Origin of the sequence: Microbacterium sp., assembly GCF_052099035.1 — a bacterium.
Classification (GTDB): domain Bacteria; phylum Actinomycetota; class Actinomycetes; order Actinomycetales; family Microbacteriaceae; genus Microbacterium.
The window spans coordinates 111,332-135,023 of sequence record NZ_JBQDSX010000002.1 but is presented as its reverse complement, the minus strand read 5'-3'; the positions used below and the strand labels follow the sequence as shown (position 1 = coordinate 135,023).

The following is a 23,692-nucleotide window of genomic DNA, read 5'->3' as shown; positions in this document are numbered from 1 at the left end:
TATGCGGTGCGGACGGGGACGTCGACGTCGATGGTCTCGATGATTCTTGCCATGTTCTGACTCCTCTGATCGTTGTCGTCGAGGATCCGAGTCAACACATTCGGGCACGGCCGCGCGAGTGCCTTGACAAAGCGCAATTTCACCTCGATTCGCCAGGGATATGGCGTCCGGACTTACTGTGACGGCCCGGAATCTTGCGAACAGATCAGGAAGCCTGCGGGACCAGCTTTCCTGAAAACTCCTCTCGAAAGATGAGTGACTTTAGACTGGCGAAAATCGGAAAGGGGCGTACGCATGGCGAATGCCGGCCACGGAGCGTTGTGATTGTTCCGCCGTCTGCTCTTCCCACTGTGTCGGTGATCATTCCTGTGAAGGATGATGCAGATGTGCTTCGTCGCTGTCTGCGCGCACTCTCGGTCCAGACTCGGGCGGCGGACGAGATCATTGTCGTGGATAATGCTTCAACCGATGCATCCGCACAGGTCGCTGCGGACGCCGGCGCGATCGTGGTCCGCTGCGACGCGCCAGGCATTCCCGCCGCGAGTGCTTGCGGGTACGATCGTGCCACGGGTCAGATCATTCTGAGACTCGATGCTGATTGCATCCCGGGCGGCAGGTGGATTCAAGCCATGCAAGAAGCATTCCACGGTGACCCGCATGCTGCCGCGTTCACCGGCGGCGCGCGTTTCGTCGATGGTCCGCGTATCTTGCGTGCGCCGCTCGCGAAGGCCTATCTCGGTGCCTACGCAATCATCGGTTTTGCCGCGCTCGGCCATGTTCCGATGTTCGGATCGAACATGGCATTCCGGCGCACCGCCTGGCGAAGCGTGCGTTCCTTGGTGCATCAGAATCCGGTGCTACACGACGACTTCGATCTGGCGTTTCACCTCGGCGAGGATCACCGCATTCGCTACATTTCTCATGCCGATATGGGGATTTCGATGCGTCCGTTCCGTGACCCACGCGGGTTCTTACGACGAGTCCGCCGCGGTTTCACGACCGTTCTGATGCATTGGCCGCATGATTTTCCACCAACACGTTGGCAGCGACTTGCGCGGCAGCGACGAACCAAGCAGCCGACATCCGCAGGGCGATTCGAATGACGACGAATGTCGACCCGCTGATTGGGCTCGTCCATGGTCGGCCTGGGCGTCCCGAGTGGGTCCACTGCTGGCAGCTGTCGCTATCGGATTTACCGGCCGTGGCGGGATCGAGACCATGGGATACCGCATCTACACGTCGGACACCCGAATGGGTAACCTACTGCCGCTACTGCGCCCCTTGTGCCAGCGGCGTCCGGATTGACGCGATACTCGTATCGCCCGTCGTATGCGTGAACCGCCTCGGAATCAACGCTGACCCCGTAAACGGGGGATGGCCTTTCGGCCATCTGCCGGTCCCGGCCGTGTCCGCCTCATGAAGACGGGAAAAGTGATGTGATCAACATGTTTCTACGTAGACCGCGCGGCATAGGTGAGTTCTCGGCCGACGCCGTACGCGTGCTCGGCGTGGTCAGCGTCATCGCAGCCGCGATCTGGTGGTCGGTCACCGACACGGGAATCCTCGCGTTCACATTGCCTGGTCTGTTGGTGCCCCGCTTCATCGGGGTACGTCCGTCGTTCGACATCTTCTACAGCGTCACGGCGCTCATCGCTGCTTGGAGCAACGTGCTCGGTCTGTACACATCCATCGGCTGGTGGGACCTTGCGATGCATTTTCTCGCGACTGGCAGCATAGCGGCGATGCTGTACCTACTACTCGCTCGGTGGGGCATCGTGCGTGCCCTGAGCGGAGTCGGCTTCACGCGGCGGGAGCCGCTCGTAATCGTCCCCATGCTCGCTCTGGCACTGAGCGCCCTATGGGAGATGGTCGAGTGGCTGGGCTACACGTTTGTCAGCGATGAGATCTTTGTGGCCTACACCGACACCATCGGCGACATGGCCATCGGAGGCCTAGGTGGCCTCGCTGCCGGTCTCATCGTCGCGCGCGTTCGGCTTCAGCGACACGAGCCGTGAAAGAATGCACCGCCGGCACACTGACCGGTAACGAGATGGCAACAGCGATGTGCCCATGCGTCGATGCGCGCGCGATACGCGGCCACGACGGAGGTGTCAAGGCATATGCCACGTGCGGTCAGGGCTTGTAGCTTCGACTCATGGAACCACAGGTGAAGGGCATCGCACGGCAGACATCGGTCATCGCAGCAGCGACATTCATGCTCATCGCAGCGGCCATCGGCGGAGGGATGTTTGGAGGTGAGTCCGTCAGTGAGCTCCAGGGAGGTGCGCTTTCCGCGCAGGCGTCCTATCTCGCGCCGGCTGGACCGGCGTTCGCAATCTGGTCATTGATCTACCTCGGGCTCATCGGCTATACGATCTGGCAGGCCTTGCCCGCCCAGCGTGAAGACGAACGTCAGCGCGAGACCGGTGGGTGGATTGCGCTGTCGATGTGCCTGAACGGCCTGTGGCTGGTTGCAGCGCGTTTCGGACCACTCTGGTTGACCGTCGTAGTCATCGCACTTCTGGTTGTTGTGCTCGCCCGGGTGATCGTCCTGCTCGGTCGACGTCCGGCCCGCGGATGGCTTGAGCGCACTGTCGTCGACGGGGTGAACGGTCTGCACTTCGGTTGGGTCAATATCGCGACCGTCGCGAACGCCGCGGCGTGGTTCACCGAAGTAGCTCCCGAGAGCTGGGCAGAGCAGGCGGAACTGTGGGCCGTGCTCGTGCTGGTGGCTGTTCTGGTTATTTGCGCAACCAGTGCGTGGGTGACAAGGCGCATCGCCCCCACGCTCGCGTCGGCTTGGGGGCTTATCTGGCTCGGGGTGGGACGATTGACCGACTCTCCGCAGAGCACGATAACCGCGATCGCCGCGATCATCGTCGCCGTTCTCATTCTCGCCATAGCAGGATTGCGGTGGTCCGGCTGGGCGGTTCGACACCGGAAATGACGACAAACGGTCCTCTGCGATCAGGTCATCCTTGTCGATGGAGATGAAGAAGATTCAAGCGCGAGGATTGCTGACGTATCTATCGGTTCGTGAGTTCATAAGGACAAACAAAAAATGATGACTCATCACGAGAGCACTCCTGTGTTCCCGGAGGCGTGGCATCCAATACATGAGCGGTTGGACGACAGGATGTTCGCACTCTGGTCGGCGTAGTCGGTGGCACCCGGAACGTGCTGGCAATAGAGCATCCGCTCGGGCGAGGGGAGGACGTAGCGGTGGTCATTCATCACCGCTTCAAACCCGGATCCCTCATCGGTGTGGGTGTGCTGCCACGCACCGATAAGCACCTCGGAAAGCTCGCCTACTTGCCCGGCGGGCGCCACGCCGGTGCCGTCGATTCGAGGGTAGCCCCAGTCGCAGGTCTCCTCCTGCGTCTGTGTTTCGGCGGGTTCGTCTCCCTATTCTTCTTCAGGCGTCGTTTCAGGCTCCACGGCGGTTTCCTGCTCGCTCGTCGCGTCGCTAGTCGAGGGAGTCTCGGATGCCGGGGTGGTGGCACATTCAGCAAGGACAAACACGACGGCCAACCCAGCGAGAGCGAACCTGCGCCGCAGGCGTAGGGCGACACCGTGTGTGACGGATCAGGCATTGGAATCCATGGATGAGTCATTGACGTTCCTGTCTGCACGGGCAGACCGATGATCCACTGACCACATTGTTCCGGCCTCATACGGATATCGGTATACCAAATGGCGCTCACAGGGCGCTCATACGGAGCGGGCGTCCGGCGCCTCTTGCATGCTGCGCCGCCTCGAATGCCGGGCCGAACGGGTGAGGGCAGAACGCTGCTGTGATGACCTCGGGAATGCGGCGAAGACGGCGGTGATGGTCCTCCTCATGGTGACCGGCGTCGTGCCAAACGTCATCGCGGCACTGATCGCCTGTGTGCTGATGGGCATCTTCCGCTGGGTGGACATGCCCAGCGCCTACCGATCGATCCACTGGCCGACGCTCCTGCTGATCGTTGAGGGGCTCCTGGGGGCTTACGGGGATTCTGGGCCGACGGTGCTCCTGGCCGTGTTCTTCGCTCTGACCGCACTGATCGGGATCTTCGTCTCCAACACGGCCACTGCCGTCTTCATGGCGCCGCTCGCCATCGGCGCCGCAACCGAACTCGGCGCGTCACCGCTCCCGTTCGCGATGATCGTCGCGCTCGCCGCATCATGCGCATTCATGACGCCGGTCTCATCGCCGGTCAATACCCTCGGCGTCGAGCCAGGCGGGTACCGGTTCGGTGACTTCGTGAGAGTCGGCGCGCCATTCACTCTCATCGCAATGATCGTCAGCGTGCTGCTGGTTCCGGTGCTTCTTCCCTTGTATTAGGCGGTCTCGACAGACGGTTGCTCAGTCGCCGTCGAGCGGGTGCTGTTCCTCGCTCTGCCGCATTCGTCCTGCCAGCACCGCGACCACCGCGAGAACCAGTGGGATGACCCCGGCAATCACGAAGATCGCGGGGATGGGTATGAGAAGTGAGAGCGGTCCGGCGATGGCGATTGAGGTGGGCATGAACGCGATCGAGACGAAGAAATCGAGGCTAGCGACTCGCCCGATCATGCTGGGGGGTACCAGGCGTTGTAACAATGTGCCCCAGATAACAACACCGGCGCCGGTGAGTGCCCCGACGATGAAGAGCGATGCGAGCATCAGTATCAGGTTGTTGGCAATGCCGATGACGACAAGAGGGAGAGTTCCACCTCCCCAACAGAGAATCATGAATGTCAGGTACCGTCGCGGGAGTTTCAGCGACGAGACGACCAGCGAGCCGACTGCCCCGCCGATCCCATATGCGGCCAGAAGGAACCCGAAGGTCGCTTCAGCATCTGCGAACCGGTCGCGGGTCAAGAAGGGCAGGAGCACCTCGATCGGTCCCTGGACGATGAGCGCGAGGGACGAACCGAAGATCAGCGTCCACAGCAGCCAGCGTGTGCGGACCACGTACTTCACTCCCTCGCGCAGATCGCCCCAGACGCTCACACGTTCTTCCGGCGACGTAGGCTGCGTGAGATCGTCTCGTTTGCTGAGGAATAGGGTTATGACGAAAGCGCTTGTGTACGACGCTGCGATGATGACGGCGCCGATCGCGGGGAAGAACATGCCGACGATCATCCCGCCCAGCGCTGGTCCGAGTCCCTGCCCCATCGACGGTCTAAGCGCGCCTTCGAGTCCGTTTGCGGCGAGAAGCTCTTCGGGTGGAAGTACCTGGGGCAGGTAGGCACTGTAGGCGGGGTAGAAGAAGGCGCTTCCGGCTCCCATCGCGAACGACGCGGCACCGACGTGCCATAACTCGATGGTTCCGGTGAGGGCCAGCACTGCCACGGCGGTCATTACTGCGGCGGTACAACCCTGCACGGTGATGATGATCCGCCGTTTGGAGAACCGATCGGCGACCACGCCACCGAGGATAGAAAATGCAAATAAACCAAGACTCATCCCGGTTGCAACCGCGGAGAGTGCGAGTGGACTGTCATCGAGCGCGAGCACTTGGAAGACCATGACAATCGTCCACATGCCGGTCCCGAAGACCTCGATGCCCACTGCGGCGAATAGAAGACGATAGTCGCGTGAAGCTAACGGACGGAGGGCGCGCAGCACGCGACGGCGCGCCGGATGACGGTGGGGAGGAGGGGTAAGCATTCGAATCCTTCGGAACGACGCACCGCGACAAGCCATAAGGGCAAACGGGCACGCAAAATGACGGCGACCTCAAAGGGGTCAGAAAGAGCGGCCTCCGCGGGCTCGGATCTACTCAACGAGCGCGGTGGGCCTGCTCAGCCGTCACAGGAAATACAAATGCATGGGTCCAGAATACCGCATGGCGGACTCAGCGGATCGGCAGGTTGGTCGGCGTCGCAACCCAGGCGGCGTAACTGCCGTCAAGTTCTGCGATGTCGTGTCCCTCACGGCGCAGCGCACTCGCAGCGACACTGTTGCGCGTGCCACTCTGGCAGTAGGTCACGATGGTGCCGGAACCCTTCGCGGGGAACTGGTCCTGGTCCCACATCACGCGTCCGCCCGAGAGCTGTTCGGCACCAGGGAGGTGTCCGTCGGCATACTCGGTCTTGTTGCGCACATCGAGCAGCATGACGTGCTCGATATCACCGAGCTCGTCCGGGTGAACCAGCTTCGGCACGACCAGCTCGAGGCCGTCCAGCGAGGTGATGAAGCCGTGCACATTGTCGATGCCGACGCGCACCAGGTGGTCACGGAACTCTTCAGCGTCCTTCCGAGAGCGGGCGAGCAGGACCAGCGACCGCTGTTCGACGTCTGGGTTCACCACCCAGGCCCCGTAGCTTGCGGCTTTCGCGGCGCCGGGGATGTTGAGGGAGCGCTCGACGGTGCCTTCGTGAACCTTGTGGTGCCCGCGGGTATCGATGAAGACGACTTCGTCTGCTGCAAGTGCGCTGGACAGTTCGGAAGCGGAGTATTCGACGAGCCGAGGGGCGTCGCCGATCAGCGCCGGGCCGATCCTGTTATGCATTTTCATGCGTTCAAAGTAGGCAGGGGCGTCGGGCTGGCCGCTCAGCAGCTCATCGACGAATCCTTGCTCGTCATCCTCGTTGAGATATTTACCCCACCACGAGAAATTGCGTTCGTAGCCAACGGTCGAGGTGGGAACAGCGCCGAGCGCCTTGCCGCAGGCTGATCCGGAACCGTGCGCCGGCAGCACCTGCACGTAGTCGGGCAGAGTGAGGAACTGGTCGCGAAGACTCGCAAACAGGTCTTTCGCGCCCGCGAATCGGGTGTCGACCCCACCAGCTGCTGCGTCGAGCAGATCGGGGCGGCCGACATCGCCCACGAATACGAAGTCACCCGTGAGTATGAATCCTGGTTCGGACGTCTGTGCCCCGTCGGTGAGGAGAAAGGACAGATGTTCAGGCGTATGGCCGGGGGTGTGGACGGCCTCGATCGTGAGGTTTCCGACCGGGATCCGATGCCCGTGCGTCATGCGAACCGCAGCTCCCGCCGGTCCCTCGTCGAAGCCCGAGCCGTACACCCAGTCCGGACCTCCCTCGTCAGAGATGTAGATCGGTGCGCCGGCGCGGTGAGCGAGTTCCCGGGTGCCCGAGAGGTAGTCCGCATGAATATGCGTTTCGGCGACGGCAGTGATGGACATCCCGTGCTTGGCAGCGAGGTGGACGTAGACATCAGTGTCTCGGCGGGCATCGATGACGACAGCTTCGCCCGTCGCCTGGCAGCCGATGAAATAGCTCGCCTGGGCGAGGTCTTCGTCATAAATTCGTTCCAGCAGCATGAGCGTGACCTCCAGTCACATCAGCGCAGCGGCACAGCTACGTCGGAGCCGCCTTCGGCGGTGAGCCGTGGGCGCACGCGAACGACGGTCGGCGCGTCGATGAACCGTCCGGCGAACAAGGCTTGTCCCTGTGCGAACCCTGACGTCTGTGTGAGAAGTTCGGGCGGAACGAAGCCGAAGACACGTGCCAGATCGTCGAGGTCGTGAGGAGAATTCATCCGCATGAGCGCGAGGTTGTCGCACTGCGAGATGACCTGAGGATGCACCTTGGACGGACGCTGAGTCGATAGCAGCAACCACAAGCCATACTTGCGTCCTTCTGCCGCAATCTGAATGATCCGCTCCACGAGCAGCCGTTCCACTGCGGTCGTCGGAGCAGGTGGGCACAGGTTGTGGGCCTCGTCGATCACGATCAGTCGGCCGATGCGCTCATGGCGGTGCTGCCAGAGATGATCGAGAATCGCGAGGGCTGCGATCTTCGGCTCCACGGATGTGTCGAATCTGCCGAGATCGACGACCGTGGCATCCGGCTTCTCGTCAATGATCGTCGTGACCGGCTTGCTGTCCCGCGCCCACAGATTCCAACCGGCAATTCCGAGGTTCTCGAGACGCAGAGCAAGCTTCCGGTGGGCGTCGACGCCCGTCTCTCGCAGCCACTGGACCAGTGTTCCCCGCGCGGGCGCGCCCGCGGCGCGCGTTTGTGCGACCAGGCTCAGCGACGCGTTGAATTCCTCCGCATCGAGGATCGGATCGAGCTGCAGCAGCGCGGCGCGGGAGCGCTCGTCCATGTCCAGGAAGCGGATCTTGAGATCCTCCCCCTGGCCGGCCCGCGAGTGAAGCACCCGGATATCGCGGGTGCGCAGCTCGTCAGCCTCGACACCATCCGCGTCGTCGCGCATTTCGGGGAGTCGAACGAAGTCGGAGTTCGGATCCAGCACGATGAGTGGCAGCTTGGTGTGAAGCAGGATCTGCTCCAGCAGCACTCCGAGCGCATATGTCTTTCCAGAGCCGCTTTGACCGCACCAGAAGGTGTGGCGGTTCAGCCCCCGTGCCTGGATGAATGCCTCATCGGCCGTCTGCGCGACCGTGCCGATCGGAATCACATCAGTCATGGCTTGAGAGTAGCGCTCGGGCTCCGTGCTGTGTGGGCTACTTCCGGTTGGCGGCGTAGTACTTGAGCAACCCGATGGTCGAGGCATCCTGCGCTTCGATCGCCGACACGTCCCCGTCGATGGCGGGTGCGATCTGCATGGCCAGCTGCTTGCCGAGCTCCACGCCCCACTGATCGAAGGAGTTGATGCCCCAGATCGTACCCTGCGTGAACGTGATGTGCTCGTACAGCGCGATCAGCTGACCGAGCACCTGCGGGGTGAGCGCTGGCGCGAAGATCGACGTCGTCGGCCTGTTGCCGGCGAACGTGCGGGCAGCGACCAGCGCGCCCGTGGTGCCCTCTGCTTCGACCTCGGCCGCGGTCTTCCCGAACGCGAGCGCCTTGGTCTGGGCGAGGAAGTTCGCCAGGAACAGCGCATGCACATCCTGGTCACCGTCAGTGAGCGGGTAGGCCGGGTTCACGAACGCGATGAAGTCGGCGGGAATGAGACGTGTGCCCTGGTGGATGAGCTGGTAGAACGCATGCTGCCCGTTCGTTCCCGGTTCTCCCCAGAACACCTCGCCGGTGTCGGTGGTCACCGGCGTCCCGTCCCAGCGCACGGACTTGCCGTTGGACTCCATCGTCAGCTGCTGGAGGTACGCCGGGAAGCGGCTGAGCTGCTGCGCGTAAGGAAGCACGGCATGCGACTGCGCGCCGAAGAAGTTGTTGTACCAGACGTTGAGCAGACCCATCAGGACTGGCACATTGCGCTCCAGGGGAGTGGTGCGCACGTGCTCATCCACGGAGTGGAAGCCGGCGAGCAGATCGCGGAACACGTCAGGTCCGAGCGAAATCGCCAGCGACAGTCCGATTGCGGAATCGACGGAGTAGCGGCCGCCGACCCAGTCCCAGAAGCCGAAGGCGTTGTCGGGGTCGATGCCGAAGTCGGCGACCTTGTCGAGTGCCGTCGAGACGGCGACGAAGTGGTGCGCGACGGCGTCGACCCGGGATGCTTCGTCCCCATCGATCGCGCCCGATTCCGTCAGGCCCGCCCACAGCCAGTCGCGAGCGAGGCGAGCGTTCGTGAGGGTCTCGAGCGTGCTGAAGGTCTTGGATGCGACGATGAACAGCGTCGTCGCAGGATCGAGGTCCGCGGTCTTCTGCGCCAGATCGGTCGGGTCGATGTTCGACACGAAACGCGCCTGGATACCGGCATTTGCATAGGGCTTCAGGGCCTCGTAGACCATGACGGGCCCGAGGTCCGAACCGCCGATGCCGATGTTGACGACATGGGTGACCTTCTTGCCGGTCACGCCGAGCCAGTCGCCCGAGCGGACCCGGTCCGCGAATGCGCTCATCCGATCGAGGACGGCGTGCACGTCGGCATCCACGTCCTGTCCATCGACGATGAGCGCAGGAGACGCGTTCGCGGGGCGACGCAGCGCGGTGTGCAGCACGGCGCGATCCTCTGTGCTGTTGAGATGCTCACCCGCGAGCATCGCGCTGAAGCGCTCCGCGACGCCGGTCTGCTCCGCGAGCTGCACGAGCGCCGCCAGGATCTCATCGGTGATGAGGTTCTTGGACAGATCGACGTGCAAGTCCGCCAGCGGCAGCGAGTAACGGGACGCGCGCTCCGGATCGGCGTCGAACCAGCTCCGTAGATCGGGGGCGAGCTCGCCATGCAGATCGGTGAGCCGGGCCCAGGCATCGGTACGGGTGGGATCAACGGGAGCGGTCATGGCTACACGCTATCGCGCACCGTGCGTACGGGTATCCTGGGATCAGTAATCAAAACAGGAGGCAGCCGTGATTATCAGCTTCATCATCTTCTTGGTCATGTTCGTCGGCGGGATCTGGGTGATGGGCATGGCACACGGTCTGCCGCTGGACTTCCAGGCGCTCACGTTCTGTGCCGGTCTCGCGCTCGTCTGCCTCTCCCTCGCGTGGATGATGCGCGAAGGCCGCAGCGGTGCCACCCGCCGTTCGAACAACTGGGATGGCGGCCCCGCCGCTAACTGAGTCAGCGATCACGACACGGGCCGTGCCTCGGAGCGCCGTGTCGTCTGCGGATACAGTTCGGCGACGAACTCGCTGAGCGCGCCGAGGCAGTGCTCGATGCGGGTGCTCGCGAAGTGCTTGTCGTCCCATACGCCGTACAGCGTGATGGCGAGGTCGCCATCGGTTGCGCGGATCGGAACGGTGCGCAGACCATAGCGCGAGTCATCGGAGAGCACGCAGATGCCGCTACCTGCAGCGGCGAGCGCCAGCGCGAGTGATGAGGACTCCGTCTCGATCGCCGGTGTGTACGAGAGACCCGCACGGGCTACGGCCGTATCGAACATGTTCCGCACACCGTGAGCTCGACTCATCACGATCAGCGGCTCGCGTAACAGCCGTGCCATCGGGATCGTCTCGGCTGACGCGAGTGGATGGTCGGGGTGCACCTGCGCCCAAAGATAGGCGTACCCGATGACGCGTGAGCGGAACTCTGCGGGAGGGATGCGCGTCCCCACGGCGAAGTCCGCGTCGCCGCGCTCGAACACGCCGTACACGTTCTCGGGAACCACCTCGATGGCGTTGCTGATGGGGCCGTTCGCGCCCTGCGCAACGATGAACGGGGCGAGGATATCCGTGACGGTTGTCCCCGCAGAGGCGACGGTGAGGCCACCGCCATCTCCGCCGGCGATCGATCGGGCCGTCGCTGTCGCGCGCTCGTCACGGGTGAGAAGGTCTTGCGCGATGGGAAGAAACGCGCGCCCTGCAGCCGTGAGAGTCACTCCACGGGGTGCGCGATCGAACAGGGCGAAGCCGAGATCCTGCTCGAGTCGCCGCAGCTGTCGGCTCAGCGAGGGCTGTGCGACATGGACGGCTTCGGCCGCTCCGTGCACCGTTCCGTGCTCACTCGCGGCGACGAAGTAGCGGAGAAGCCTGAGTTCCACGAGATACCTCCAAGGCATCGAAGTCTTCGAAAACAAGTATTGGCGAGTCTCACCGTCCTGTCCATAGACTGGCCGAAACCCGCCCCGTGCGGTCTTACCTGGAGGTCGACATGGCTGTCACCAAGCACCGATCACGGCGCGCTGCGCTGTTCGCCCTGACCGCTGCCGCCGCAACGGCGTCACTGGTCGCCTGCACGGCTGGAGATGCCGGTGGATCGGGAGGGGATGCGACCGCTGACGTGCTCACTGTCGCGGCTTCGGCCGCCGTCACCACCTGGGACCCGGTCACCTCGTTCTCCACCGAGGCGCTGTACATGGGCAACATCTACGAGCCGCTCATCTGGAAGAACGCCGAGGGTGCAGAAGAAGAGTTCTCACCGGCGATCGCCGAATCGTGGGAGACCAGCGAAGACGGTCTCACCTGGACATTCACCATCCGGCCAGATGCGACGTTCCATGACGGCGAGGCCGTCGATGCCGCGGCCGTCGTCGCAAGCATCGAAGCGGCTCGCGAACGTGCCGGCGCCTCATTCATCTGGGCGCCCCTGGATACGGTCGAGGCAACCGACGATCTGACCGTCGTCATGAACCTGGCCTACCCCGCGCCGATGGACCTGGTCGCCGCATCTACCTATGGCGCATGGATCGTCTCGCCGAAGGCACTCGAAGCGGCCGCAGCGGATGAGCAGTACTTCGAAGCCGGTATCGAGGCGGGCACCGGACCCTACACGCTCAAGGAGTATGCGCCGGGTGAGAAGGTGGTGCTCACCGCATACGAGGACTACTGGGGTGAAGCGCCCCACTATGACATCGTCGATATCGCCATCACTCCGGACGCCGTCACCGCCCAGCAGATGCTGACAGCAGGCGAGGTCGACTTCGCCACGACGATCCCGCTGGACAACGTCGAATCCGTCGCGGAACAGATGGCGGCGGAAGTCCGTACGGCACCATCGCCGTTCAACTACATTGCGCTGCTGAACACGACCCGTCCGCCGCTGGATGATCCGCTCGTCCGACAGGCGCTCAGCTATGCCGTCCCGTACGAGGACATCATCGACGTCAGCGCGCTCGGCTACGGCACGCAGTCCCGGTCGGCCGTTCCGAAGGGAATCTTCCCGTATTCGGAAGACGTGCCGCAGTACAGCCAGGACCTCGAAAAGGCAAAGGAACTGCTCGCGGAAGCCGGACACCCTGACGGATTCACACTCGAGCTCACGTATGCCTCAGAAAACGCCACCGAAGCCCGGTTCGTGCCGCTCATCAAAGACGCCCTTGCCCAGATCGGCGTCGAAGTGAACGTCACGGCCATGCTGTACAACCAGCAATGGGAGGCCGCGAAAGCAGACCCCGCGAGCGCACAGGACATCTTCGTGCTCTACTACTGGCCGACCTACTCCGATGCGGGAGCGGACAATCTCTACTCGTTGTTCCACTCGAGCGACGTTCCGTTCTTCAACCTGAGCTACTGGAACAACCCCGAATACGACGCACTCATCGACGAAGCCGCAACTCTCACCGGCAGCGACCGCGAAGCTGCACAGGCCGCCTACGAAGAGGCCATGCAGATGCTCTACGATCAGGCACCGGCGCTGTACCTGTTCGACCCACAGGTCGTCACGGTTGCACCGCCCGCACTGAAGATCGGCGACTTCAACCCGAACTACCCGTTCACGACGTTCTTCTCGCGCATCGCTCCTGCTGCCTGATCGGACGACATGATGTGGCGTTTTCTGGGCAGGCGGGTCGCATCCGCGATCCTCGTCCTGCTGGTCATCACGGTGATCGTGTTCGTGATGACCAGGGTGGTTCCTTCGGACCCGGCGGTGGTCTACGCCGGGCCGAAGGCCCCACCGGCCGAGCTCGAGCGGATCCGCGAGAAGCTGGGGTTCAACAACCCCCTCCCGTTGCAGTTCCTGACCTACCTCGGCGGACTCGTGACCGGTGACTGGGGTGAGTCGCTCGCAACCAAACGGCCCGTACTCACGGAGCTCGCCACCCGCCTTCCCGCGACACTCGAACTGCTATTCGCCGCGATGCTGATCGCGACTGTCGGAGGCATCGTTCTCGGTGTCATCGCGTCCCGTCGTCCTGGCGGCGTCATCGACGGTGCCGTGCGAGTCGTGGCCATCGGCGGTGTGTCGGTTCCGTCGTTCTGGCTGGGGCTGCTCCTGCAGGTCGTGTTCGTCGGTGCACTCGGCATTCTTCCGGCAACGGGGCAGTTCTCCAAGGAGATCGAGTACGTCCACCCTGTCGCCGATATCACCGGATTCGCGCTCATCGACAGCCTGATATCAGGGAACTTCACGGCGTTCGGCGACGGGGTGGCTCACCTCATCCTCCCGGCGATCACCCTTGCGGCCTACCCGATGGGACTTGTCGCCCGCATGATCCGCGCAACCATGCTCGATGTGCTCAATGAGGACTATGTGTTCACCGCCAATGCCTACGGGATTCGCGACGTCATCGTGCGCTGGCGGCTCGCACTCAAAAACGCGCTGCCTCCGACCATGACGATCATCGGCCTGGCGACCGCGTATGCGCTGACCGGGACGTTCTTCGTCGAGGTCGTGTTCAACTGGCCCGGGATCGGAGCGTTCGCCAGCGCCGCAATGCTGGCCGTTGACTATCCGGCGATCATGGCGATCACCCTGCTGGGAGCGTTCGCGTACCTGCTCGCCAACCTGATCGTGGATCTTGTCCAGGCCAGGCTCGACCCGAGAGTGAAGATCTCATGACCGTCATGACGACGACGCTGACACCCCTCGCTCTGCCACCGCGGGACAGCTTCGGTACTCGACTGGTGCGGGTTCTACGCACGGACTGGCTGGCGACAGCGGGCCTGGCGATCGTTCTGCTGGTGGTCGTGTTCGCTTTCTTCGGACACTGGATCGCACCGTTCCCGGAGCAGGGGAGCGGCCAGACCAATGTCGACACTCGCAACCTGGCACCCAGCCTCTCGCACCTGTTCGGCACCGATCAGCTCGGCCGCGACATGCTCAGTCGGGTGATCATGGGAGCTCAGCCTGCGCTGTCCATCGCCATCGCCGTCGTCGGACTGGCTGCGATCATCGGAGTTCCGCTCGGTGCGATCGCGGGCTACCGAGGGGGCCGGATCGATGACCTGCTCATGCGGATCACCGAGGTATTCCAGGCATTCCCGCCGCTGCTGCTCGCGATGGTCATGGTCGCTCTGCTCGGCCCGAGCCTGCTCAACGCCGGTATCGCGCTGGCGATCTGCTGGTGGCCTTGGTACGCGCGCCTGGTTCGAGCCGAAGCGCGGTCGCTCCGCGAGCGGCCGTACGTCGAGGCGGCCCGTGCGATCGGCGTTCCGATGTGGCGCATCCTGCCGCGGCACATCCTGCGCAATTGCCTGACACCCATCATCGTCCAGGCCACCGTCGACGTCGGCGCCATCGTCCTGGCAGCGGGTTCGCTCGCATTCCTCGGCCTGGGCGCACAGCCGCCGTCGCCGGACTGGGGGCTCATGGTCGCCGAAGGACGCGGGCAGCTGTTCACCGCCTGGTGGATCTCCACGTTCCCCGGCCTTGCGATCTTCCTCACGGTGCTGGGGTTCAACGTGATCGGCGACGCGCTGCGCGACCTGATCGACCCCCGGATGGTGAAACGATGAACGATCTGCTGCGCATCGAGAATCTTGAGATCGCCTTCGTCGAGCGCAACCAACTCGTCAATCGTCCTGTTCGTGGACTGTCGCTGAGCGTTGCGCCCGGTGAAGTGCTCGGGATCGTCGGCGAGACCGGGTGCGGCAAGAGCCTCACAGGGCTCGCGGTGCTCGGCATGCTGCCGGAAGGAGCCCGTCCTTCAGGACGGATCACACTCGACGGTATCGAACAGCGAATCGATCGCCCGTCACCGTTGCGCGGGGATGCGATCGCCATCGTGTTCCAGAATCCCGGCAGTGCCTTCAATCCGGTGTTCACTCTCGGGCAGCAGCTTGCCGCGGTCATCCGCAGACACCGACGTATGAGCAAGGCCGCGACGCGCGCGCACATCCTGGAGTATTTCGAGCATGTCGGTCTGCCTGACCCTGCGCGGGTGTACGAGAGCTACCCGCACGAGCTCTCCGGCGGCATGCTGCAGCGCGTCATGATCGCCCAGGCGCTCGTATGCGAACCGAAGCTGTTGATTCTGGACGAGCCGACGACTGCGCTGGATGTGACGATCGCACGTCAGATACTGCGGCTCATCCTGTCGCTGCGGGACCGCTTCGGGTTCGGCGTGCTGCTGATCACTCACAACCTCGGTGTCGTTCAGGAAGCGTGCGACAACGTCGCCGTTCTCTACGCCGGACGCGTGATCGAGACGGGTCCGGCTGCGGAGCTGCTCGCCGCACCTCAGCATCCGTACACGCGAGGTCTCCTCGGCGCGCTGCCGGCGCGGCATGCCAAAGGTACCCCGCTCGAAGCGATCCGCGGCAGTGTGCCGGCGAATCTCCTGGGCATGACCGGTTGCGCATTCGCCGACCGCTGCCCGCGTGTCATCGACGCGTGCCATCAGATCGATCCGGCGCTGAGGCCGGTGGGTGCGCTGCGCGAGGCCGCCTGCATCCGAGTGGGGGAATTGTGAACGCACACACCGATGCGCTCGTCGTCGAGCACCTCGTCAAGGAGTACCGCGTCCATCGCACGGTGTTCCGCGCCGTCGATGATGTCAGCTTCCGAATTTCGCGCGGCAGCACGTTCGGACTCGTCGGGGAATCCGGGTCCGGCAAGAGCACGATCGCGCGCTGCGCTCTCAACCTCATCGAGCCCACGTCCGGGTTCAGTCTCATCGACGGAGAGGATCCCGCCCGGTTGCGCAGCAGGGCGCTGCGTCGACTGCGGGCACGGACCGGGATCGTGTTCCAGAATCCGAAGGCCGCACTCAACCCCCGGCTGCGCATTCGGGACAGCATCGCTGAGCCGCTGAGAACGCATACCTCGTTGACTTCGACGGAAGTCGGAGAACGCGTCGCATCGCTTCTGGACGAGGTCGGGCTGTCCATGACCCACGCGGATCGACTGCCCCATCAACTCTCCGGTGGCCAGGCACAGCGGGCTGGCGTTGCCAGGGCGATAGCCACCGAACCGGAGCTGGTCGTGCTCGACGAGCCGACCAGTGCTCTCGATGTCTCCGTGCAGGCGCAGGTTCTCAATCTGTTGCAGCGGCTCAAGGGGGAGCGAGGGCTGAGCTATCTGCTCATCTCGCACGACCTCGACGTCGTGCGGTATATGAGTGACGAAGCCGGGGTCATGCGCCAGGGCCGGATGGTCGAGAGTGGACGCGCGGACGTCGTGCTCACCGCGCCCTCCCACGAGTACACGCAGCAACTGCTGGCGGCAATGCCGGCGACGCCGGGAGCGGCAGCGAGCATTCCCGGTGGAGAAGAGAGGAGCATCCTGCTGTGACGAATCTGACTCCCGCGCTATCCGGACGTGTGGAACGCTATCCGGGAGCACCGACTCCGCCAATGCTGGACACGTGGCAGGATGCGCCCCACAACCGCTGGGCGCTGGCCCATGTTTCGGAATTCGTTCCGACGACGACGATCCGTCGGGAACCCCCTGCCGGCGCAGGTGTCACACGACTCGATGCACTATCGAGGGTGGAGGGGCTCGCGTGGCGGCTCGCTGACGCCTACACGGATGCGTTCGTCGTCGCCGGAGGCGGAGAAGTCATCGCCGAGTACTACCGTCCCGGATTCGCGCCCGACGATCGGCATCTGCTGATGAGTGTGTCGAAATCCATCTGTGGGCTGACGCTTGCCACCCTGATCGATGACGGCGCCGTGGATCCGCACGAGCCGGTCGTGCGCTACCTGCCGGAGCTCGCTGACTCGGCGTACGGCGATGTGACGGTGCAGCACGTGCTCGACATGACGGTCTCGGTCGACTACGACGAAAACTATCGAGATCCCGATTCCGAGGTGCGTGCGCAGGACCGTATCGCGGGATGGCGCACGGCACGCGATGGCGACCCCGCCGACACGTATGCGTTCCTGCGATCGCTGCGAAGCGCCGGCGAGCCGGGACAGCGATTCCAGTACTGTTCGGCGGATACGGATGTCCTGGCGTGGCTGATCGAGGCAGTGACCGGACAACGATACGCCGAAGTCGTCTCGGAGCGGGTGTGGCAGCGGCTGGGGTGCGACGATGACGCTTCGATCACCGTCGATCCGGTCGGCTTCGCCTTCGCCAACGGAGGCATCTCGTGCACGGCGAGAGATCTGGCTCGTGTCGGAGAGCTCATGTTGTCGGGTGGAGCGCGAAACGGAGAGCAGGTTATCTCATCGTCGTGGGTACGACAGACGCTCTCAGGCGGGGATGCGGAACTGGCGCGAGGACTGGCGATTCAGCAGACGCACCGAAACGCGTCGTATCGCAACCAGTGGTGGTCCACCGGCAACGCTCGAGGCAACGTCTACGCTGTTGGCATCCATGGCCAGTACATCTGGCTGGATCCGAGCACCGGCAGCGTGATCGTGAAACTGTCGTCCTGCCCGGAACCGGTGACGACCGAGTGGAACGATATTCACGCCGGTCTGTTCGCCGATATCTGCGTCGCACTCGAGAACTGAGATCCGTTCACCTCCTGTTCGTTCCTAAGACTCCGCGGGTTCGTCCGGCGACTCTAACTTCGAGCACGTGCGTGATCTGACCTCCTCCTTCGCCCTGCCCGTCTCGAACCACCGCACCCGGCGACGGACGCGTGCTTCCGTTGCCGGAGCCGTGGCACTGGGCCTCGTGGCGGCGTTGCTGCCCGCAGCCGGAGCAGATGCGGCCGCCGCGGCGATCGATGGCACCGATGCGCATCCGACGTTTCTGAACAAGACGCACTACACCGGTGAGTTCCACGCGCACACCTCGATCAGCGACGGCGTCGAGCTTCCCGAGGATGCCTACGCTTACGTGGCGGAGAACACCGACGTCGACTTCTTCTCGGCCAGTGAGCACGACGTCACCATGGACATCCGCTCAGCCGACGATTGGACCGAGGACCACAAGCACGCGCACTCCGAGGAATGGAATCATCTCAAGAGCGGCGCCGAGAGGCACAACGAGTCTGGCGACAGCGACCTTGTCGCCGTACCCGGCGAGGAAGTCACGTGGTACGACGCGACCGGTCACATCAACCTCTTCAACGCGGAATGGTTCGTCACCGCTCCCGGGTACGTCCGTGGGTCCGGCGATAACCTCGGCGGGGCATTCCCGGTCGGTGACTTTATGTACGACCTGCCGACTTTCTACGCCCGTCTCGCGCTCGACCCCGATGTCATCGGTCAGTTCAACCACCCCTCGCCGACGGGCAAGGGCAACTTCGACGGCTTCAACAACCTCACCCCGGAGGCCGACGAGCGCATGTCGCTGTTCGAGCACAAGGGGGCGGGTTACGACGCGCAGTGGGAGCTGGCCCTCGACAACGGATGGCACGTCGCCCCGGTCTTCAACGGTGACGAGCACAGCGCCCACTGGGTCACCTCTAACCCCGCGCTGACCGGAGTGTGGGCGGACGAGAAGTCGCTCGACGCGGTGCACCGTGCGATGCGCGAGCGCAGCATGTATTCCACGCTCGACGAGAACGCGATCCTGGCGGTCAGCGGCAACGACCAGATGATGGGTGCCATCCTTCCCGGCGACACCGACGCGCTCGACGTCGTCGTCCAGGCTGCGGACCCGGATGCTGCAGACTCGTTCACTAGCATCCAGATCATCAGCAACTCCGGTCATATCGCGCATGATTTCGGGGCGCTTTCCGGCAATGTGCAGGATCTTGCTGTGACCCTCGACGTCGCCGACGGCGACTACTACTTCGTCAAGGCCATGCAGGCCGACGGGGCGCAGCTCGTCTCTGCACCGATCTGGGTCGGCGAGAAGGTGCGCGGGGCGAACTACGCTCCACAGATCACCGTCGACGCCCAGGCGCCCGAGTTCGCCGCCGCGGGGGACCGCGTGGAGATCCCGAGCTTCTCAGCCGTCGATGACGGCGGCAACAAGCCCACCACCACCGTCGAGGTGTACAACTCCGAGCACCGTCTGCCGGTGACAGATGGCGCGTTCACGGTCGAGGGGTACGACGATCACTTCATCGTCATCAAGGCGACCGATACGGACGGCAGCACCTCGGCGGAGGTGCACCGCATCCAGGTGCAGGACACCGACCTCGACGCGGAAGAAGTCTTCCGCCACCTCGGTGCGGTAGCCACGGTCGGCGCCGAACCGGGAGAAGCCGGCCTCAGTGTCCCAACGGATGTCAATGTCGAGAAGGCCTGGGCGAAGATCCAGCCGGTCGGATCCTTCCTCGGCCTGGGCGCGGAGACCGTCGCTTCATCCAACGACCGCATCTTCGAGGTGGATTCCGTCGCTACTGAGGCTGATACCTACCTCGACAGCATCACCGCGCACGCGTTGCGCAGCCACGAGTTCGATCTCACCGGGCTCGATCAGGGGACCCGCTACGAGTACCGTTTCGGTGCCGGCGAGAACGGCCCATGGACCGACGTGCGCGGCGAGTTCATCGCCGGCGGTGCGGAGGATGCGCCGATCTACGTGCTCGGCGATATCCAGGTCGCCACTGGTGAGCAATCGGATTTCGAGCTGCCGGCACAGATGCTCGAGCAGCTCCGCGACCAGCGCACCGGGGGAGAGACGGTCATCCAGGTCGGTGACCTCGTCGACAACGGAGGCAATGCCGGCGAGTGGCAGGGAACCTTCGACTACTCCCTGCGCGACCTCGATCTGCAGTTCGCCGGCATGGTGGGCAACCACGAGACCTACGGTGACCGCGAGGTCAACACCGCGCTGTCGTCGGAGCGCAGCCGCATCTTCACCTCGATGTTCGATCTGCCCAAGAACGGCAGCGAGGTCGGCGAGAGCAACTACTCCTTCGATCGCGGCAGCATCCACTTCTCGGTGTTGAACTCGAACTACGACCTTGACACCCAGCTCGCCTGGCTGGAGGACGACGTCCGCTCCAGTGACTCCGAGTGGAACGTCGTGATGGGCCACTTCCCCTACTACGGGGGTCGGCACAGCAGCGATGCGGGCATGTCGATCTCGCGTGCCAAGATCACCCAGACGCTCCAGCAGCTCGGAGTGGATCTGCACATCGGCGGTCACGATCACGTCTACAAGCGCAGCACGATCCTCGACGGCGCCCTCGTCACCGACGACGCGGACAGAGACCTTGGCACGACGTTCGTCACCATGGGCTCGAGCGGACCGAAGTTCTACGAGAACCAGGTCCAGTGGTGGGATGACACCGTGTTCGACGACGACACGCAGACCGGCCTCGTTCTCGAAGCAGCGGACGGCGAGCTCCAGGCCCGCGTCTACACGATCGACGGTGACGTGGTCGATGAGTTCGCGGTGAGCAAGCCGGAGAGCATGTTCCGTGTCACATCTCACGACGTCGCCGATGGTGAACTCGCCCACGTCGGAGTGCTCAGCACCGATGGGGCGCCGGACGGCGCGACCCTCGTGGCGGCAGCGTACGACCTCAGCGGCGAAGAGCTGCTGGACGTGCGCACCGTGAAGGTCGATCTCGACCATCGCGGTATCGAACAGCTGGTCTCGTTCGATTCGCCGCTTCCGGTGCGGTCGGACAGCACGGTTCGTCTGTACGCCTGGGACGCGCTCGCCGCAGGGAACGCGCTGACCCCGGGGATCCTGGTCCGCGAGGGGATGCCGGGCGAGGGAACAGCGGAAAAACCCTACGAGCTGCGCAGCTGGGCCGATATCGAGAAGATCGTGCAGGCACCGGACGCCCACTACGCACTGATGAACGACCTCGCGCTCGATGGCTCGGAGCGCACGCAGATCGGTTCGGGCGCAACGCCGTTCACCGGTGTGTTCGATGGGCGTGGGCATACGGTCAGCGGGTTCGCGGCCGAGCCCTCGAGCGGATCAGGGCTGTTCCAATCGAACGACGGCACGATTCGCGATCTCGCCGTCGTGGATGCCGATATCACCGCTCTGATCGGAACCGCCGGCATTCTCGCCGACGTCAACAGCGGCACGATCGAACGCAGCTGGACCAGCGGTTCGATCTCTGCACCGTCCCGCGCCGGCGGGCTGGTCGGAGACTCGACCGGAACTGTTCGCGACAGCTATTCGACCGCACGCGTTCAGGTCTCGGGGACCGAATCCGGCGGGCTCATCGGTGTGGCCCTGGCCGGTTCTGTGACCGAGAACGTCTACGCGGCGGGGACGGTCGGCGCAGACACCCGCAACACCGGGGGTGTCGTCGGCTACGGCTACAACGAGACCGTCATCCGCAACGCCATGTCGCTGAACGTCGCCGTCACCGCGCCGAGCTACGCCCACGCGGTGCTCGGGCGCGTGCTCTCCGGTCAGATGGCGACGTTGGAGAACAACTACTCCTCGGAGGAGTCGGTTGTCTCGGCGGAGTCGCTGACAGACGCGCCGGCTGCCGACAATCTCAAGGGAGCACGACTGCCGGTATCGGTTGGCCGGACACCCGAGCACTTCGCCACGACCCTCGGATGGGACCTCGAGGGTATTTGGGACTGGAATGCGGATGCGCAGCGTCCGGTGCTGCGCTCCAATCCCGAGGCGTATGAGAAGCCGACGCCGGACCTGCCCACCAACGCGGACGGATTCTTCGAGATCGGAGCGGCCGAGCAGCTGCGCATGATCGATGATTTCCCCACGGAGCGCTTCGTGCTCACCGATGACATCTCGCTCGAGGGCACGGCGTTCACGCCGCTCGGTGCCCAGGTGCCGTTCTCCGGTGAACTCGCCGGGGCCGGCCACGTGATCTCGGGGCTGCAGTCGGAGTCCGGGGGACTGTTCAACCTCACCGGCGGCCACATCCACGACCTCGGCATCGAGGGCGCCCAGGTCAGCAGCACGGTGGCTCGCGCCGGGATCCTCGCGAACGTCAGCACAGGCATTGTCGAGCGGGTTTACACGACCGGCGAGATCACCGCGCCGAGCCGCGTCGGCGGCATCCTCGGCGACTCCAGCGGTGAACTGCGCGATGCGTACACGACCGCGACCGTCCACGGTACGGCGACGGAGGTCGGCGGAGCAGTCGGTGTGGCACTGGCCGGCTCGGTCAACGAACAGGTTTACGCAACAGGCTCTGTCACCGCTGATACGCGCAACACCGGTGGCGTCTTCGGCTACGCGTACACCGGCACTGTCATCCGGAACAGCGTCTCGCTGGCGCAGACCGTCACGGCCCCGTCGTGGGCGCACCGGTTCCTCGGCCGAGTGCTGGCGGGGAACTCCGCGACGCTCGAGAACAACTGGGCGGCGGAGACGACGACAGCGGCCACGCAGACTGATACCTCGGCTCCGTCGACGACGAACCTCCACGGAGGGACGGCGACGGCCGCTCAGCTCGCAGGGTCCGTCTTCTACCGGGACACCCTGGGCTTCGACTTCGGCGTCTGGCAGTGGAGCAACGCGAACGCCCGTCCGCTGCTCAGCGCAGTCGGCGAGTCCCGCGGGCTCGACGAAAGCGATCAGGAGGGCCCGGAAGACGATGGGCCCGGATTGCCGAGCGGTGACGACGGCGAGTTCCTCGTGGATGACGCGGCGGACTTCGCGGAGATCGGCGCTTATCCGGCGGAGAGCTATCGACTGGTCTCCGATGTCGACCTCTCGGACAGCGATGCGCGTATCAGTACGGCTTTCTCGGGGACGTTCGACGGCGACGGGCACTCGATCACCGGATATCGCTCGGAGACGGGCGGACTGTTCGCCGAGGTCACCGGTACGGTGCGAGCCATCGCGCTCGTCGATGCCGAGGTCGTAACCACGGCATCCGAAGTCGGTCTCCTAGTGGATCGCCTGGCGGTCAGCGGCGAGGTCACCGAGGTGGGCACCAGCGGATCGATCACGGGAGCCGCGACCGCGGGCGGTGTCGTCGGCTATCTCTATGGCACGATCAGCGATTCGTACTCGGATGCCGATGTCACCGTGAATGCGGGACGCCAGGCCGGCGGAGTCGTCGGCATCGCCGGGCGCGGCAGCACCACCGAGCGCGTATACGCGACCGGTGCCGTCGAGTCGGCCGGCAACCAGAACGCTGGCGGTATCGCCGGCTACACCTACGCCACGACGACGGTGGTGCAGTCGGTCGCTCTCAACAGCGCGGTCACCGCATCGTCGCATGCCGGTCGTGTCGCGGGGCGCGAGTACGGCACCGAGCACGCGACGCTCGAGGACAACCTCGCCGTGGATTCCCTCGTCATCACGGGACAGACCGTCACCGACCAGGGGCGCCAGACGCGCAACGGCGAGACGATCTCTGCGGATGCCGCGAGGCAGCAGAGCACGTACGAGGGGATCGGCTGGGACTTCGACAGCATCTGGACATGGGATGCGGACACCTCCCGCCCCGTGCTGATCACCGTCCGATAGCCGTCGCAGACGCAA

General features: G+C 64.2%; 18 protein-coding genes. 12 read left to right on the top strand and 6 right to left on the bottom strand.

The features are described from left to right. Nucleotides 1-356 precede the first annotated feature (356 nt). The 3 genes from ACTIAO_RS01840 to ACTIAO_RS01830 all read left to right on the top strand — a co-directional run bounded on the left by ACTIAO_RS01840 (nt 357) and on the right by ACTIAO_RS01830 (nt 2,947). Entirely contained in the window at nt 357-1,103 is a 747-nt protein-coding gene (locus tag ACTIAO_RS01840; RefSeq protein ID WP_441904627.1) for a glycosyltransferase, read from the top strand. Nucleotides 1,104-1,445: 342 nt separating this feature from the next. Further along, entirely contained in the window at nt 1,446-2,015 is a 570-nt protein-coding gene (locus tag ACTIAO_RS01835; RefSeq protein ID WP_441904626.1) for a hypothetical protein, read from the top strand. Between the two features lie 140 nt (nt 2,016-2,155). After that, nucleotides 2,156-2,947, top strand: coding sequence for a tryptophan-rich sensory protein (locus tag ACTIAO_RS01830; protein ID WP_441904625.1), 792 nt, complete (start codon nt 2,156-2,158; stop codon nt 2,945-2,947). A 125-nt stretch (nt 2,948-3,072) separates the two neighbouring features. Here the strand turns inward: ACTIAO_RS01830 and ACTIAO_RS01825 are convergent, their stop codons facing one another. After that, nucleotides 3,073-3,294, bottom strand: coding sequence for a hypothetical protein (locus ACTIAO_RS01825; protein WP_441904624.1), 222 nt, complete (start codon nt 3,292-3,294; stop codon nt 3,073-3,075). A 535-nt stretch (nt 3,295-3,829) separates the two neighbouring features. Between ACTIAO_RS01825 and ACTIAO_RS01820 the strand changes: the two genes are divergently transcribed. After that, nucleotides 3,830-4,327, top strand: a complete 498-nt coding sequence (locus tag ACTIAO_RS01820) for an SLC13 family permease (RefSeq protein ID WP_441904623.1) — start codon at nt 3,830-3,832, stop codon at nt 4,325-4,327. Nucleotides 4,328-4,348: 21 nt separating this feature from the next. Here the strand turns inward: ACTIAO_RS01820 and ACTIAO_RS01815 are convergent, their stop codons facing one another. The 4 genes from ACTIAO_RS01815 to pgi form a co-directional block, all read right to left on the bottom strand. Continuing rightward, the gene (locus ACTIAO_RS01815) at nt 4,349-5,638 is read right to left on the bottom strand and encodes an MFS transporter (RefSeq protein WP_441904622.1); all 1,290 of its coding nucleotides are present in this window, start codon (nt 5,636-5,638) and stop codon (nt 4,349-4,351) included. Between the two features lie 187 nt (nt 5,639-5,825). Then, the gene (locus tag ACTIAO_RS01810; protein WP_441904621.1) at nt 5,826-7,256 is read right to left on the bottom strand and encodes an MBL fold metallo-hydrolase; all 1,431 of its coding nucleotides are present in this window, start codon (nt 7,254-7,256) and stop codon (nt 5,826-5,828) included. Nucleotides 7,257-7,276: 20 nt separating this feature from the next. Further along, complete coding sequence (locus ACTIAO_RS01805) at nt 7,277-8,368, bottom strand: ATP-binding protein (protein ID WP_441904620.1); 1,092 nt, start codon at nt 8,366-8,368, stop codon at nt 7,277-7,279. 37 nt (nt 8,369-8,405) lie between these two features. Then, the gene (gene pgi, locus ACTIAO_RS01800; protein WP_441904619.1) at nt 8,406-10,085 is read right to left on the bottom strand and encodes a glucose-6-phosphate isomerase; all 1,680 of its coding nucleotides are present in this window, start codon (nt 10,083-10,085) and stop codon (nt 8,406-8,408) included. 67 nt (nt 10,086-10,152) lie between these two features. Between pgi and ACTIAO_RS01795 the strand changes: the two genes are divergently transcribed. Continuing rightward, entirely contained in the window at nt 10,153-10,365 is a 213-nt protein-coding gene (locus ACTIAO_RS01795; protein WP_441904618.1) for a hypothetical protein, read from the top strand. 8 nt (nt 10,366-10,373) lie between these two features. Here the strand turns inward: ACTIAO_RS01795 and ACTIAO_RS01790 are convergent, their stop codons facing one another. Continuing rightward, entirely contained in the window at nt 10,374-11,285 is a 912-nt protein-coding gene (locus ACTIAO_RS01790; RefSeq protein ID WP_441904617.1) for a LysR family transcriptional regulator, read from the bottom strand. Between the two features lie 110 nt (nt 11,286-11,395). Between ACTIAO_RS01790 and ACTIAO_RS01785 the strand changes: the two genes are divergently transcribed. The 7 genes from ACTIAO_RS01785 to ACTIAO_RS01755 all read left to right on the top strand — a co-directional run bounded on the left by ACTIAO_RS01785 (nt 11,396) and on the right by ACTIAO_RS01755 (nt 23,677). Next, nucleotides 11,396-12,994, top strand: coding sequence for an ABC transporter substrate-binding protein (locus tag ACTIAO_RS01785; protein ID WP_441904616.1), 1,599 nt, complete (start codon nt 11,396-11,398; stop codon nt 12,992-12,994). A gap of 12 nt (nt 12,995-13,006) precedes the next feature. Further along, on the top strand, nt 13,007-14,023 hold the full coding sequence (locus ACTIAO_RS01780) for an ABC transporter permease (RefSeq protein WP_441904615.1): 1,017 nt from the start codon (nt 13,007-13,009) through the stop codon (nt 14,021-14,023). After that, a complete protein-coding gene (locus tag ACTIAO_RS01775) occupies nt 14,020-14,919 on the top strand; it encodes an ABC transporter permease (RefSeq protein WP_441904614.1) in 900 nt (299 codons plus the stop codon). The genes ACTIAO_RS01780 and ACTIAO_RS01775 overlap by 4 nt, the downstream gene beginning before the upstream one ends. Further along, complete coding sequence (locus ACTIAO_RS01770) at nt 14,916-15,875, top strand: ABC transporter ATP-binding protein (RefSeq protein WP_441904613.1); 960 nt, start codon at nt 14,916-14,918, stop codon at nt 15,873-15,875. Before ACTIAO_RS01775 ends, ACTIAO_RS01770 begins: the two co-directional genes overlap by 4 nt. Beyond that, entirely contained in the window at nt 15,872-16,696 is an 825-nt protein-coding gene (locus ACTIAO_RS01765; RefSeq protein WP_441904612.1) for an ATP-binding cassette domain-containing protein, read from the top strand. Before ACTIAO_RS01770 ends, ACTIAO_RS01765 begins: the two co-directional genes overlap by 4 nt. Then, the gene (locus ACTIAO_RS01760) at nt 16,693-17,865 is read left to right on the top strand and encodes a serine hydrolase domain-containing protein (protein ID WP_441904611.1); all 1,173 of its coding nucleotides are present in this window, start codon (nt 16,693-16,695) and stop codon (nt 17,863-17,865) included. The genes ACTIAO_RS01765 and ACTIAO_RS01760 overlap by 4 nt, the downstream gene beginning before the upstream one ends. Before the next feature lie 67 nt (nt 17,866-17,932). Next, the gene (locus ACTIAO_RS01755) at nt 17,933-23,677 is read left to right on the top strand and encodes a metallophosphoesterase (protein WP_441904610.1); all 5,745 of its coding nucleotides are present in this window, start codon (nt 17,933-17,935) and stop codon (nt 23,675-23,677) included. Nucleotides 23,678-23,692 lie beyond the last annotated feature (15 nt).

Excerpts from the sequence above, each read along its gene's own strand:
- ACTIAO_RS01835 (WP_441904626.1), top strand. The coding sequence starts at position 1,446 with ATGTTTCTACGTAGACCGCGCGGCATAGGTGAGTTCTCGGCCGACGCC.
- ACTIAO_RS01830 (WP_441904625.1), top strand. The coding sequence starts at position 2,156 with ATGGAACCACAGGTGAAGGGCATCGCACGGCAGACATCGGTCATCGCA.
- ACTIAO_RS01820 (WP_441904623.1), top strand. The coding sequence starts at position 3,830 with ATGGTCCTCCTCATGGTGACCGGCGTCGTGCCAAACGTCATCGCGGCA.
- ACTIAO_RS01815 (WP_441904622.1), bottom strand. The coding sequence starts at position 5,638 with ATGCTTACCCCTCCTCCCCACCGTCATCCGGCGCGCCGTCGCGTGCTG.
- ACTIAO_RS01810 (WP_441904621.1), bottom strand. The coding sequence starts at position 7,256 with ATGCTGCTGGAACGAATTTATGACGAAGACCTCGCCCAGGCGAGCTAT.
- ACTIAO_RS01805 (WP_441904620.1), bottom strand. The coding sequence starts at position 8,368 with ATGACTGATGTGATTCCGATCGGCACGGTCGCGCAGACGGCCGATGAG.
- pgi (WP_441904619.1), bottom strand. The coding sequence starts at position 10,085 with ATGACCGCTCCCGTTGATCCCACCCGTACCGATGCCTGGGCCCGGCTC.
- ACTIAO_RS01785 (WP_441904616.1), top strand. The coding sequence starts at position 11,396 with ATGGCTGTCACCAAGCACCGATCACGGCGCGCTGCGCTGTTCGCCCTG.
- ACTIAO_RS01780 (WP_441904615.1), top strand. The coding sequence starts at position 13,007 with ATGTGGCGTTTTCTGGGCAGGCGGGTCGCATCCGCGATCCTCGTCCTG.
- ACTIAO_RS01775 (WP_441904614.1), top strand. The coding sequence starts at position 14,020 with ATGACCGTCATGACGACGACGCTGACACCCCTCGCTCTGCCACCGCGG.
- ACTIAO_RS01770 (WP_441904613.1), top strand. The coding sequence starts at position 14,916 with ATGAACGATCTGCTGCGCATCGAGAATCTTGAGATCGCCTTCGTCGAG.